The sequence below is a fragment of the Pseudomonas sp. TE3552 genome (assembly GCF_056278945.1).
Genome location: NZ_JBWBQJ010000001.1, coordinates 454364 through 466433 on the forward strand (window position 1 = coordinate 454364; position 12070 = coordinate 466433).

Here is a 12070-nt window from a genome sequence, read left to right on the forward strand (position 1 = left end):
AACGGCTTGAAGGTTTTTGGGAGTGCTTCGCACTCCAACGGGGGCAAGCCCCCTCGCCACGGGAGTATCGGTCACAGCCGCGGCGCCGGCACTTGATCGAGCAGTTGTTTGAGTACCTGATCGACTTCCAGCCCTTCGATGTCCAGTTCCGGGGCAATTCGCACACGGTGGCGCAACACCGACAGCGCGCAACCCTTGATGTCATCGGGAATCACAAATTCGCCACCGCGCAACAAGGCCCGGGCGCGGGCGCAACGTACCAGCGCGATTGAAGCGCGTGGCCCGGCGCCGAGGGTCAACCCCGGCCAGGTTCGGGTGGTGCGGGCCAGGCGCACGGCGTAATCGAGTACCTGATCGTCCATGGGCAGATCACTGGCAATGCGTTGCAAGGCCAGCACGTCCTTGGCTTGCAACACGGTGCGCAACGGTTGCACGTCGAGCATGTCGGCGCGGGTCGAGCGGCTAACCTGGCGCACCATGTTCAGTTCCTGCTCGGCATCGGGGTAGTCCATGCGCACCTTGAGCATGAAGCGGTCGAGCTCGGCTTCCGGCAACGGGTAAGTGCCTTCCTGTTCGATGGGGTTTTGCGTGGCGAGCACCATGAACGGTTGCGCGATGGGCAGGGCGCGGCCTTCGAGGGTGACCTGGCGTTCCTGCATGGCTTCGAGCAGCGCCGCCTGGGTTTTCGCCGGGGCGCGGTTGATCTCGTCGGCCAGCAGCAGGTTGGTGAACAGCGGGCCTTTGCGCAGTTTGAATTGCTCGGTTTGCAAGTCGTACACCGCGTGCCCGGTGACATCGCTGGGCATCAGGTCCGGGGTGAACTGGATGCGCGCGAACTCACCGCCGAAGCAGCGAGCGAGGGCGCGCACCAGCAACGTCTTGCCCAACCCCGGCACGCCTTCGAGCAGCACGTGGCCACCGGCGATCAGGGCGGTGAGAACGTCGTCGATCACGCTGTTCTGGCCGATCAACGCTTTTTGCAATTCTGTCCTTACCGCCTGGGCCAACTGGCTGGCACGCTGGCGCTGCTGGGCGGCATGGGTTTGTATGCCGGGCTCGATCTGTTCACTCATAAGGCGTTCCTCAAGGTTTGCAGGTGGGCGACCTGACGGCTGAATTCAGCGCTGGACAGCCGCTGTTTCGGCCTCGGGCTCATGGCCTGGCTGATGGCGCGTGTGGGTTGGCCACTCAGGCGTGCGAGCACCAGCCATTGTTCGGCAACGCCGAGTTGTTCAAAACCGGGATGACGGTGGCGGACACGACGCAGGATGTCTTGCTGCAAGGCTTGCAACAGGCTGTGCTGGCCGTTGCGACGTAGCATGAAATCGGCGCTGGCACGCAGGTGTTCCTGAAGTTGACGACGCGCTCTTGGGGCAGGTTCGAGCAATGGGCCGTTGCGCACGCCGACGTGCCAGAACCCCAAGGCGATCAAGGCGATCAGGGCAACCAGTGCTTGTGGAAAGTTGCGCCACAGCAAGGTCAGCAGGCTGTCGTGATCGGTATTGAACAGCAGGGTCACGTCCGTGTCGGCGGTCAGGTACCACAGCAGCCAGGCGTTGTCGTACTGGTCGATGGCCGGGGTTTTCCAGAGGTCGGCGTCGGTGACCACAGTGATTGAACCGAGCCCGTGACTCAGTTGCATCATGTGCGTGGCCTTGCCGCTGTTGGCCCAGGCCTGGGCGAGGTTTTTCGGGTCGTCGAGATGGAACTCGGTATCGAAGCTGGCGTAGGCCGGTGCCTCTTCATTTTCCAGATAGAGCTTGGTCAGTTTGGGGTAGGGGTCGTCGATGAGATCGGGTGGCGGATCCTTGAGGTCTTTGCTCAGGGACTGGTGCAACTGCACCCGGTCGAGCAGCAGGTCATTGCTCTGGCCGGTCTTTTCATCCCACAGGGCTTCGGCGACGAACAAAAGACGTCCACCGGCCCGGGTCCAGTTCAACACCTGATCCACCTGTCGCGGCGACATGTTCGAGCGGTCGCCGAGCAACAACAGACTGTGCTGATGAGGCTCGAGCGTCGGCAGGATATCGAGGCTGTTGGCGTGGCTGACAGTCAGGCCCTGTTTGCGCAGAAAATGCTCGGCTGCCAGATAGGGGTTGGCCTGGGCTTCGGGGGACGGGCCGTGATCGATTTCTACCTGATAGGGCGCGGTCTTGACGTACAGGTAAACACCCAACGCGCCCAGGAACACGACGATGAACACGCCGGCCGCCAGCCATGCCCTGCGGTTCAACGGGCTGCTCCCGGGCCGAACAACGCGCGCCAGCCGTCACAGAGTTCCTGTTGCAAATGCGCGGGAGGCAGGCGATGCCCGTAGGCCATGTTTTGCCAGTGCCCCGTGAGGTTTCTACTGAAGGCCAGCAAGGCCGGTTGCTGCAATTGTTCGACGCGCTGAAGAACCTCGCCTTCGGTGTCGGCGGGCTTGAGCGCCATGTTGAAGTCGTGCAGCAAGTGGCTGAGCAGGGCGCGATAGAGCAACCCGAGGGCTTCGCGCGGGTTGGTCTGCCAGAGGCTCTCGGCGCTGGCCGCGATGTCGGCGGGCAGGGTTTCGCGGTTGAGGTCCAGGCCAAACGCCTGCTGCGGCAACGGCCGCGCAACTTTGCGCTTTAACCCTGGGCGGCGGCTGACGAAGGTCTGCAGCCAGTCGCGGTAATGCCAGATCAACAATCCAATTGCGCCGATCACCGTGCCCCACAGCAACACTTCGATCAGGCTGGCCAGAACGCTGAAACGTTGGTTGTCCAGCAAGCCGAACAACGCCTTCAACCATGCGGGCGTTTTACCATCGTCCGCGCTATTGGCGGCGGGTTGGTCTTCGCCAAACCGATAGCGGGTCACCGTTTCCTTGTTCTTGAACGGCGGTTGCTCGAGGATGGCCTTGATGCTGTCCCGGGAGGCCTGGCTGGTCAGGGGTTGCTCCAACAGACGTGGACTGTCCGGTGACATGACCGGTTCGGCGGCCCAGACGCTTTGCGCCGTTGGCACCAGCAGGATCGCGGCCAGCAGCAGTGTGACGACTGTGTTGCTCAAGCGTTGGCGCAATCGACGAAAGACCAGCTCGATGTCCCATGCCTCCAGCTGCGTGCGCCGGTTCAGGTACAGGCTGAAACCGCAGGCCACATAGATCGGTTCCCAGGCCACCAGCACCAAAGCGTAAAAAGCATTGGTCAGGTGTTCCAGCCAGCGCCAGTCCTGCACGGCAGCCGCAATCAAGGTCTGCCAGCTCCAGTCGAGTTCGACCTGTTGCGGCAAAAGCACGTAGAACAGCACCATCAAGCCGATCCACAACGCGCTTTCCAGATGCACGCCGATGATCGTCAGCCACTGCGCGGCACCGGCATTGCGCTGCAACAGCACCCGCAGGCGTTGCTGTCGTGCGTCACCTTCCAGGCCTTCGAGTTGCACCACCGGCATCAGAAAACTGCGGCTCAGACTCAGGCGACGCCAGGTCAGGCTGGCCAGCAGTTGCGGCTTGAGCAGGCGCGGCCATTGGCGCAGGGCCTGTTTGAGCGTGGGCGTTTCGCCGAACATGGCTTTGGACAGGATGTACAGCGGCAGCCGGTCGAATGCCGGTTTGAGCCACCAGAACAGGAACAGGGCGAGGGATGGCGAATCCCACAGCATCAGGGTGAGCAGGGCGAAGATCGGCAAGGTCACAATGGCCCAACTGGTCATCAGCAAGCGCCGATGGCGCTGGCTCAGCAGCACCCCCAGGTCCATGGCTTCCCAACTTGTGCGCGGGCGAATCACCACACTGGCGTCACTCAGGCGCATGGCGAGCCCGTCCGGCAAACAGCAGGTAAGTCGCCATCAACACCCAGAGCGCCGCGCCAACCAGGTATTTGGTCAGCGGCGTGAGCCCGGTCCGTGATGACCAGTAGGCTTCGATAAACGCGGCAATCAGCAGAAACAGCATGACGCCACAAATCAGCAATACGCTTTTGCGCGCCGCCAGTAGCAGGGCCTCGGCGCGGGGCAGACGTCCGGGCGCGATCAGGGCCCAGCCCAGTTTCAGGCCAGCGGCACCGGCCAGGGCAATGGCGCTCAGTTCGAAGGCGCCGTGGCCGATCACGAACGACCAGAAGGTTTGCCCATAGCCGATATGCGTCAGATGCCCGGCCACCGCACCGATCATAAAGCCGTTGAAGAACAGGAAAAACGCGCTGCCCAGGCCAAACAGCAAACCGCTGGCGAAGGTCTGAAAGGCGATGCCGATGTTGTGCATGATGTAGTAGCTGAACATCACCCAGTCTTCACTGGCTGCTCGTTCTGCCGAACGTCCCAAATGACCGGCGACGGGGTCGTACATGCTTTGCATCTCACTGACTTGCTCGGCCGGGATCAGGTTGTAGACCAGGTCCGGGAACAGATACACCAGCAACCCGAAGCCGATCAGGCTGGCAAAAAACATCAGGCTGGCAGCGAGTACGAAACACCATTGCTCGCGCACCAGTCGCGGGAAGCCGGCCAGGATGAACCCCAGCATGTTGGCCCCCAGTCGACTGCGATGTCGATAAAGCTGTTGATGCCCGCGCAACACTTGTTGCTGCAATGAGTCGATCAGGAAACTGCTGTAACCACGTTCCCGAGCCAGGGCCAGATGCTGGCAGAGCCGTCGATATTCGCTGGGGAAACTGGCGCTGGGTGAGATATCCCGACCGCGCTCCAGCCGTTCAAGCAGGCGTGCAAACTGCTCCCATTCGGCGCTGTGGCGATTTTCGAAAAGGCTTTGCTTCATATCGGGCCCAACAGTCCACGGGCGATGCCGTTGAGTTCGGCCACCGCCTGCGGCTTCGATACCTGCAACGGTTGCGCGAGTATCGAGGCGAGTTCTTCGACGCGCGCCTCGGAGAGTTCACCCTGGCGCTCGGCAAACCCGAGGATGGCGCGTTGCTCGGTCAGCGTCAGCGCGAAGGCAGCGCGCCGCGGCGGGACGTCGGGCAGTTGCGGCCGGGTGAGCGGTTGTTCGCGATAGATCACCAGTGTGCCGGCGGCCAGGTCGCCGAGGCGCTTGAAGGTGGGGTGTTGCAGGCAACTGATGGCACCGAGGAAGTAGCCGAATGGCAGCATGTCGACAAATCGCAGCAGGTTGCGCAGCAAGGACGCGGACCAGCCGACTGGCGTGCCATCGTCATGTACCACGCGTAACCCCATCCATTGCTTACCCGGTGAGCGGCCCTGATTGAGCAGCTCGAACAGCACCATGTACCACCAGCTCACCACGAATAGCAGAATCGAGCCAAGCCCTGCGCCGAGTTTTCCGAGAAACGCCAACACCATAAACAGCAGGCCCAGGATCAACCCGCGCAAGCCCAGGTCGATGGCGAACGCCAACGCACGTACCAGCAACCCGGCCGGGCGCAATGGCAAGTCGATGCCTTCGGGCGTTTCGACGTGATACCGCGTGTCCAGTGGCGGGTCCAGCGTTGCTTTCCCTGGCAGTGCTGTGGTCTCGAGCATGGGCAACCTTGATTGACCTGGTCCGGATTCGATGTCCGCCCGATGCTAGCAGCCTCTTGGGGAAAAACGACATAACTATGTATTGCACGGTGTGCGACCAGAGATGATTGAATGACAAGATTTCTGGTCGGGGCAGCGTGTGTGCGCCTAGACTTCGCCGGTCTTCAGTTCAGGAACAACCCGTGACCTCGATCTTCTGGTACGACTACGAAACCACTGGCATCAACCCGCGTTGCGACCGCCCGCTGCAAGTGGCGGGGATTCGCACCGACTTCGAGCTCAATGAAATCGACGAGCCGGTCAACCTCTACTGCCAGCCCAGTGACGACATCCTGCCTCATCCGGCGGCCTGCGCGATCACCGGTATTACGCCCGGCCGTCTGGCCGAGCAAGGTTTGAGCGAAGCCGACTTCATGACCCGGGTGCATGCCCAACTCGCTGCGCCTGGCACCTGTGGGGCGGGGTACAACACGTTGCGTTTCGACGACGAGATGACCCGTTACAGCCTGTATCGAAACTTTTTCGACCCTTATGCGCGGGAGTGGCAGGGCGGCAACAGCCGCTGGGACCTGATCGATGTGGTGCGCGCGGCGTTTGCCTTGCGCCCCGATGGCCTCGTCTGGCCCACGGACGACGAAGGGCGGGTGTCGCTCAAGCTCGAACGTCTGACCGCCGCCAATGGCATCGATCACGGGCATGCCCACGAGGCACTGTCCGATGTGCGCGCCACCATTGCCCTGGCGCGGCTGATTCGGGAAAAACAGCCGAAGTTGTATGACTGGCTGTTTCAGTTGCGCAGCAAGCAAAAGGTCATGGATCAGATTCGGCTGTTGCAGCCAATGGTGCACATATCCGGGCGCTTTTCGGCGGCCCGCAACTATGTCGGTGTGGTACTGCCGCTGGCCTGGCACCCCCGTAATCGCAACGCGCTGATTGTCTGCGATCTGCACCTGGACCCTCAGGGGTTGCTCGATCTGGATGCCGAAACCTTGCGTCAGCGGCTTTATACCCGCCGCGATGACTTGGCCGAAGGCGAACTGCCGGTGCCGCTCAAGCTCATACACATCAATAAATGCCCGGTGGTGGCGCCGTTATCGGTACTTCGTCCTGAAGACCAGCAACGTTTGGCGCTGGATATGACGCTCTATCAGCAGAGGGCGCTGCGGCTAAGTGACGCACAACAAGTTTGGCGGGATAAAGTGACGGATATTTACGCCCGCGAGGATTTCTCTTCGAGTCTGGATCCCGAGCAACAGTTATACGACGGTTTTATCGGTGATCGGGATCGGCGTCTATGTGAGCAAGTCAGAGCCGCCGACCCTGCACAATTAGCACAAGAACAGTGGCCGTTCGATGATGAACGTTTGCCTGAATTATTGTTTCGTTATCGCGCCCGCAACTTTCCCGATACGTTGAGCCTGGAAGAGCAAGAACGCTGGCGAATATTCTGTCAGAAACGTTTGTGTGCACCTGAGTGGGGCGCGCCAAATACGCTGGAAAGTTTCGTGGAAACGGCCGCCCAATTGACCACTAGTGCTACATCGTTTCAGCGAGAGGTCTTGGATGAATGGAAAAATCATGTCCAGGCATTACGCAAACGTTTGAGCCTTTGAACACCAAAATGATCTTCGCTTGAATTCCGGGCATAAAAAAACGCCAGCATCTGCTGGCGTTCTTCAGGTCGCGAATCAGTCTGCGACAAGCTTGCGGCTTAGCCCAGCAGGGTAGCCCAGCTTTCAACCACGTCACCGCCCCACTTGGCTTTCCACTCTTTCAGAGTCTTGTGGTTGCCACCTTTGGTTTCGATGACTTCGCCGTTGTGCGGGTTTTTGTATTGTTTAACTTTGCGAGCACGCTTGGTGCCGGTAGTTTTTACTGCGCCGCCACGTGGAGCCTTGGTTTTGGACTCTGGATCCAATAACGCGATGATGTCACGCAGGGATTTGGAGTATTCGCCCATCAGGGTGCGCAGTTTGCCTTCGAATTCCAGCTCGGTTTGCAGTTTGTCGTCTTGGGACAGGTTCTTCAAACGGGCTTGCAGCTCTTTGATAGCTTCTTCGGTGGCGCGATATTCGTTGATCAAGGACATGAGGACTACCTTATGTTGGCGCTGGATGACAGGTGGACAGTGCGACAATAATAGTCAGGGTGTTTCATCAAGTAAACATTTAACCGGAGTTTTATTTAAATTAGTTGCGCAGTAGGACACACATTGGAGTGATAGTTAAATAGCGTCACAAATATTCACAGTTGCCCTCTTGAAGATTGCCCACAAGAGCGCCATCGCACGTGCAGGAGGGGGCTTGCAGAACCTGCACCCGACCTATGTGCAGGGCCACACGTCATCAATACTGCAGTTTTGCTGCGCAATCGCTAGAATGGCCGCCTTTGCGAAGTTCTGGAGTTTCCCCCTCATGCGCACTTTTCGGCTGGTGATTGCTTGCCCGGACCGCGTCGGTATCGTTGCTAAAGTCAGTAACTTTCTGGCGTCACATAACGGCTGGATCACCGAAGCGAGCCATCACTCGGATAATCTCAGTGGCTGGTTCTTCATGCGTCACGAAATTCGTGCCGATTCGCTGCCTTTCGGTATCGAAGCCTTTCGCGAAGCGTTTGCACCGATTGCCCAAGAGTTCTCGATGGACTGGCGCATCACCGACACCGAGCAGAAGAAACGCGTGGTGTTGATGGCCAGCCGCGAATCCCACTGCCTGGCCGACCTGTTGCACCGCTGGCACAGCGACGAACTGGACTGCGAAATCGCTTGCGTGATTTCCAACCATGACGATTTGCGCAGCATGGTCGAGTGGCACGGTATTCCTTATTACCATGTACCGGTCAACCCGCAGAACAAGGAACCGGCCTTCGCCGAAGTCTCGCGTCTGGTCAAACAGCACGATGCCGAAGTGGTGGTACTTGCCCGTTACATGCAGATTCTGCCGCCCGATTTGTGCAGCGAATATGCCCACAAGGTCATCAACATCCACCACAGCTTCCTTCCGTCGTTCGTCGGCGCCAAGCCGTATCACCAGGCTTCGATGCGCGGTGTGAAGTTGATTGGCGCCACTTGCCACTACGTGACCGAAGAGCTGGATGCCGGCCCGATCATCGAGCAGGACGTGGTGCGCGTCAGCCACAGCGACAGCATTGAAGACATGGTGCGTTTCGGCCGTGACGTCGAGAAAATGGTGCTCGCCCGTGGTTTGCGTTATCACCTTGAAGACCGGGTGCTGGTGCACGGCAACAAAACTGTCGTGTTCTGATTCTGCTGTTGATGATCGTTCCCACGCAGAACGTGGGAACGATCCGGGTAAAGAGAGGACATGAACATGGCCGATCCACTGGACAAAGCCACTTCCAAAGCCCCTGCCACATTAGGTGAGGGGTGTTTGAGTCGCTATGACCCGGATGACCTGAGCCCTGAAGACGGCACGGAATTCCCCGGTGCTGCCCAGTTGTGGGAGCAGTTGCAGCAGGAACCTGACAACAAACCTAAGCCTGCTTGAACTTCATCAACTTCTTCAACAATGGTCGCCCGAGCATCAGCAAAAATACCGGGCCACCGACCAGCAGATAGAAGTAATAGGTCACCGTTCGCCAGATCAGAATCGCCGCCGCCGCGGTGGATTTTCCCACCATGGGCGCCAGCAATGCCGCCGATGTCAGTTCCGCCGCTCCGGCCCCGCCCGGCAACAGGCTGAACTGCCCCGCACTCAGCGACAGCATCTGGATCAGAAAGCACCAGGCCCACTGCACATCCACGCCCAATCCGCGTAACGCCAGATACAGCACGCTATAGCGCAAGAACCAATGCAGACAGGTCAGTGCAAACACCGAGATCAGCGTCTGAAAGGGCAACTTCAGTGTGTCCGTGAATGCCGCGAGAAAGTGCAGGAGCTTTCGCGCCCAGCGGTGTCGAGTCGCAGTTGTGACATTGAGGCGTGCGAGCAACCGGCCGCTCAGACGAATCAGCGAACGGTGGTAGCGAGCCACCACCACGCAACTGAACAGCCCGCCGAACAGTGAGATCGCGCTGACGGTCAGCAGCCACTCCATGCGCTGGCTGAGGTGCTGGAACAGTGCATAAATCAGAATCGCGCTCAGCGCACAGAGAAAAAACAGCAGGTCGCTCAACTGGTCCATGGCGAACACTGCGCTTCCCCTGGCCGGTCGCACGCCGTGGCGCGCCAGCAGGGCCATGATGGTCAGCGGTCCACCACTGCCACCGGGCGTGGCGCAGTAGGCGAACTCGGCGGACATCACCACCCCGAGGCTTTTGAGGCGGCTCACCTGGCCGCGCTGATCGCCCAGCAGCAGGCGCAAGCGCAGGGTATTGAGCAACCAGCACAGCAGAATCATGCCGAACATGATCAGTAGCCATTGCAGTGGAAAGCTTTGCAGCCGCGACCATGTCTCACCACCGCCCAGCAACGAAGGGATGAGCACCGCAGCGAGCAGTGCGACGAGCAGCACAATGGCGCGGCTCATGCGGCGCGACCAACGTGGTCGCGTTGCAATGTCAGCCAACTGGCCTTGGTCATCGGCACACGGCCGTCGGCGAGCAAGCGCTTGAGGGTGTGCAGCCAATACTGATGCGAGAACTCATGGCGCATGTCCACCGGGTGCAGGCCAAGACGAATCACCGGCGCCTGGCGCCAACGCTGTTCGCGCTGATCGCTGATCAGCTTCGACAGGCCTCGGCGCCAGGCATTGCGCGCACTCCAGACCAGGCATGGAGCCTCGACCGCGGTGAACTCCGGCAGACGATACAGATGCCGCGAGTCGCTGGTGTAACGCAGCGGTAACTGGCGCAACGCCTGGCGGGTGCCTTCGCTCATCAGCCAGGCTGGGGCGACGAAACCTTCCAGTGGCCAGTTATAACGCTGAAACACTTCGATGCCGGCGTGCAGACGGGCGAGGGCGGCTTCCTGCGACAGATCATAGAACTCACCTTCGTGGGTGTAGATCCGGCGCATGAACCAGTCTCGTGGATTACTGGGGATCGGCCCTTCGTCGCAATGGAAATAACCGTGCAGGGCCAGTTCGTCGCCGCGAGCAATGCGTCGGCTCAGCACACGTCGAAACCCCGGATTTTCCTCCAGGTCGTTGTGCTTGTGGAAGTCCGGCACTACCAGCCAGGTGATCGGCACCTCGCCCAACGCGTCGACGGCTTCGACGAAGTCCTGGTAATCGGGCCAGGTTTGCGGTGCAACGTCGTGCAGCACCAGTAACAGGCTGGGCGTGTTCATGGGCTCAACCATTGGCGGTCAGCGGCCAGGGAGTGCCGAGTACGGCGTGATAGTGCCCCAACAGGCTGTCGACCACGGTGTCCCAGGCGTAATGCCGCTCGACATGGCGGCGGGCTTGCTGACCCAGAGCGGCACTGCCCTGGCTGAACAGCTCGCGTACAGCGTTGGCCATTGCTACCGGATTGTTCGGCGCGCAGAGCAGGCCGCATTGTTCAGTGACGATTTCCTGAAAAGCCCCGGCTGCCACGGCCACCACCGGAATGCCGCTGGCCATGGCTTCAAGGACCACCAGGCCAAAGGTTTCCTGATCGCCGGCATGCACCAGCGCATCGGCACTGGCCATGAAACGCGCGACTTGCGCCGCCGGGCAGAACTTATCGAGGACAGTGACGTTGCGCGGCACCAGGGCCGGCATCGACGAGCCAACCAGCAGCAGGTGATAACGACGACCCAGGCGTTTCATGCAATTGAGCAGCACCGGCAGGTTTTTTTCCTTGGAGCCACGGCCGGCGAAGATCAGCAGGTGGGTGTGTTCATCGATGCCCAATTCGGTCCGCAGGCCTGGATCCCGTGCACTGGGGTTGAACGTTTGCAGGTCGACGCCCAGCGGCTGGACGAAAACATTCTTCACCCCCAACCCGGTCAGTTTGTCGGCCATGACTTGGCTGGGCGCTAGAACCCGGTCGAAATTGCCGTAGAGCTTGCTGACATACGCTTCGACATTGGGTGTAACCCAGTTGCCCATGCGATTGCTGACCAGTAGCGGCAGGTCTGAGTGATAAAAGCCGATGACGGGCACATCGAGTTGTCGCTTGGCGTCCAAAGCCGCCCAGGCAGTCAGGTACGGGTCGCCGACTTCAATCAGGTCAGGCTGCAAAACCTGCAGAACATTGCGCCACGGCGCCAGGCGGAGGGGGAAACGATAACCCTTGCCAAAGGGCAGGGCAGGGGCTGGAACCGTGTAAACACCGTCCTGTTCACTCAAATGGGCCCCGGGAATCAACAGGCTGTGACGAATGCCCGGTTTGCAGCCCAGGCGACGATGCTTGGCATCCAGATAAGTGCGCACGCCACCGCTGGCAGGGGCGTAGAACATGGTTATGTCAGCGATATGCACGATGAACATCCCTCCGGGGCCGTTGTTCTCCCTTGGTTGACCTATATGAAGGATAGATGTTCGGTTGGGGTTTTGCGGCGAAGCCAAGGGCTTTGGACAGGTGTGTGGCGAGGGAGCTTGCTCCCGCTCGACTGCGAAGCAGTCGCAGAATCAGCCGGTGTGTTCAATCTGGCACACCTTCAATCCCGATTTTGGGGGCGCTTCGCGACCCAGCGGGAGCAAGCTCCCTCGCCACAGTGTCCGT

12 protein-coding genes are annotated in these 12070 nt (G+C 60.0%); 3 read left to right on the plus strand and 9 right to left on the minus strand.

Annotated elements, in window-relative coordinates:
- Positions 1-71 precede the first annotated feature (71 nt).
- The 5 genes from ACZ9BB_RS01915 to ACZ9BB_RS01935 are packed head-to-tail and all read right to left on the minus strand — an operon-like array spanning position 72 to position 5460.
- Entirely contained in the window at positions 72-1073 is a 1002-nt protein-coding gene (locus ACZ9BB_RS01915) for an AAA family ATPase (protein ID WP_476212306.1), read from the minus strand.
- Positions 1070-2233: a DUF4350 domain-containing protein gene (locus ACZ9BB_RS01920; protein ID WP_476212307.1), complete on the minus strand. Its 1164-nt coding sequence runs from the start codon at positions 2231-2233 to the stop codon at positions 1070-1072. The genes ACZ9BB_RS01915 and ACZ9BB_RS01920 overlap by 4 nt, the downstream gene beginning before the upstream one ends.
- Positions 2230-3774, minus strand: a complete 1545-nt coding sequence (locus ACZ9BB_RS01925; protein WP_476212308.1) for a DUF4129 domain-containing protein — start codon at positions 3772-3774, stop codon at positions 2230-2232. Before ACZ9BB_RS01925 ends, ACZ9BB_RS01920 begins: the two co-directional genes overlap by 4 nt.
- Positions 3761-4738 (minus strand): stage II sporulation protein M, encoded by a 978-nt coding sequence (locus ACZ9BB_RS01930; RefSeq protein WP_476212309.1) that lies wholly within the window; start codon positions 4736-4738, stop codon positions 3761-3763. The genes ACZ9BB_RS01925 and ACZ9BB_RS01930 overlap by 14 nt, the downstream gene beginning before the upstream one ends.
- Positions 4735-5460, minus strand: coding sequence for an RDD family protein (locus ACZ9BB_RS01935; RefSeq protein ID WP_476212310.1), 726 nt, complete (start codon positions 5458-5460; stop codon positions 4735-4737). The genes ACZ9BB_RS01930 and ACZ9BB_RS01935 overlap by 4 nt, the downstream gene beginning before the upstream one ends.
- Positions 5461-5642: 182 nt before the next feature.
- On the opposite strand from ACZ9BB_RS01935, the gene sbcB reads away from it, so the two are divergent.
- Positions 5643-7073, plus strand: coding sequence for an exodeoxyribonuclease I (sbcB, locus tag ACZ9BB_RS01940; protein ID WP_476212311.1), 1431 nt, complete (start codon positions 5643-5645; stop codon positions 7071-7073).
- A gap of 98 nt (positions 7074-7171) precedes the next feature.
- Here the strand turns inward: sbcB and mvaT are convergent, their stop codons facing one another.
- Positions 7172-7549: a histone-like nucleoid-structuring protein MvaT gene (gene mvaT, locus ACZ9BB_RS01945; RefSeq protein ID WP_007903853.1), complete on the minus strand. Its 378-nt coding sequence runs from the start codon at positions 7547-7549 to the stop codon at positions 7172-7174.
- Positions 7550-7874: 325 nt separating this feature from the next.
- Between mvaT and purU the strand changes: the two genes are divergently transcribed.
- A complete protein-coding gene (gene purU / locus ACZ9BB_RS01950; protein WP_007933315.1) occupies positions 7875-8723 on the plus strand; it encodes a formyltetrahydrofolate deformylase in 849 nt (282 codons plus the stop codon).
- A 66-nt stretch (positions 8724-8789) separates the two neighbouring features.
- Positions 8790-8966: a hypothetical protein gene (locus ACZ9BB_RS01955; protein WP_476218171.1), complete on the plus strand. Its 177-nt coding sequence runs from the start codon at positions 8790-8792 to the stop codon at positions 8964-8966.
- Here the strand turns inward: ACZ9BB_RS01955 and ACZ9BB_RS01960 are convergent.
- The 3 genes from ACZ9BB_RS01960 to ACZ9BB_RS01970 are packed head-to-tail and all read right to left on the minus strand — an operon-like array spanning position 8953 to position 11835.
- Positions 8953-9948, minus strand: a complete 996-nt coding sequence (locus tag ACZ9BB_RS01960) for a lysylphosphatidylglycerol synthase transmembrane domain-containing protein (RefSeq protein WP_476212312.1) — start codon at positions 9946-9948, stop codon at positions 8953-8955. The two genes, ACZ9BB_RS01955 and ACZ9BB_RS01960, sit on opposite strands and share 14 nt — an antisense overlap.
- A complete protein-coding gene (locus ACZ9BB_RS01965) occupies positions 9945-10721 on the minus strand; it encodes a DUF2334 domain-containing protein (protein ID WP_476212313.1) in 777 nt (258 codons plus the stop codon). The genes ACZ9BB_RS01960 and ACZ9BB_RS01965 overlap by 4 nt, the downstream gene beginning before the upstream one ends.
- Entirely contained in the window at positions 10714-11835 is a 1122-nt protein-coding gene (locus ACZ9BB_RS01970; protein WP_476212314.1) for a glycosyltransferase family 4 protein, read from the minus strand. The genes ACZ9BB_RS01965 and ACZ9BB_RS01970 overlap by 8 nt, the downstream gene beginning before the upstream one ends.
- Positions 11836-12070 lie beyond the last annotated feature (235 nt).

What these genes read in the sequence shown, in the direction of transcription:
- ACZ9BB_RS01915 (WP_476212306.1), bottom strand. Translation starts at nt 1,073, where the DNA reads ATGAGTGAACAGATCGAGCCCGGCATACAAACCCATGCCGCCCAGCAG.
- ACZ9BB_RS01925 (WP_476212308.1), bottom strand. Translation starts at nt 3,774, where the DNA reads ATGCGCCTGAGTGACGCCAGTGTGGTGATTCGCCCGCGCACAAGTTGG.
- ACZ9BB_RS01930 (WP_476212309.1), bottom strand. Translation starts at nt 4,738, where the DNA reads ATGAAGCAAAGCCTTTTCGAAAATCGCCACAGCGCCGAATGGGAGCAG.
- ACZ9BB_RS01935 (WP_476212310.1), bottom strand. Translation starts at nt 5,460, where the DNA reads ATGCTCGAGACCACAGCACTGCCAGGGAAAGCAACGCTGGACCCGCCA.
- mvaT (WP_007903853.1), bottom strand. Translation starts at nt 7,549, where the DNA reads ATGTCCTTGATCAACGAATATCGCGCCACCGAAGAAGCTATCAAAGAG.
- purU (WP_007933315.1), top strand. Translation starts at nt 7,875, where the DNA reads ATGCGCACTTTTCGGCTGGTGATTGCTTGCCCGGACCGCGTCGGTATC.
- ACZ9BB_RS01955 (WP_476218171.1), top strand. Translation starts at nt 8,790, where the DNA reads ATGGCCGATCCACTGGACAAAGCCACTTCCAAAGCCCCTGCCACATTA.
- ACZ9BB_RS01960 (WP_476212312.1), bottom strand. Translation starts at nt 9,948, where the DNA reads ATGAGCCGCGCCATTGTGCTGCTCGTCGCACTGCTCGCTGCGGTGCTC.
- ACZ9BB_RS01965 (WP_476212313.1), bottom strand. Translation starts at nt 10,721, where the DNA reads ATGGTTGAGCCCATGAACACGCCCAGCCTGTTACTGGTGCTGCACGAC.
- ACZ9BB_RS01970 (WP_476212314.1), bottom strand. Translation starts at nt 11,835, where the DNA reads ATGTTCATCGTGCATATCGCTGACATAACCATGTTCTACGCCCCTGCC.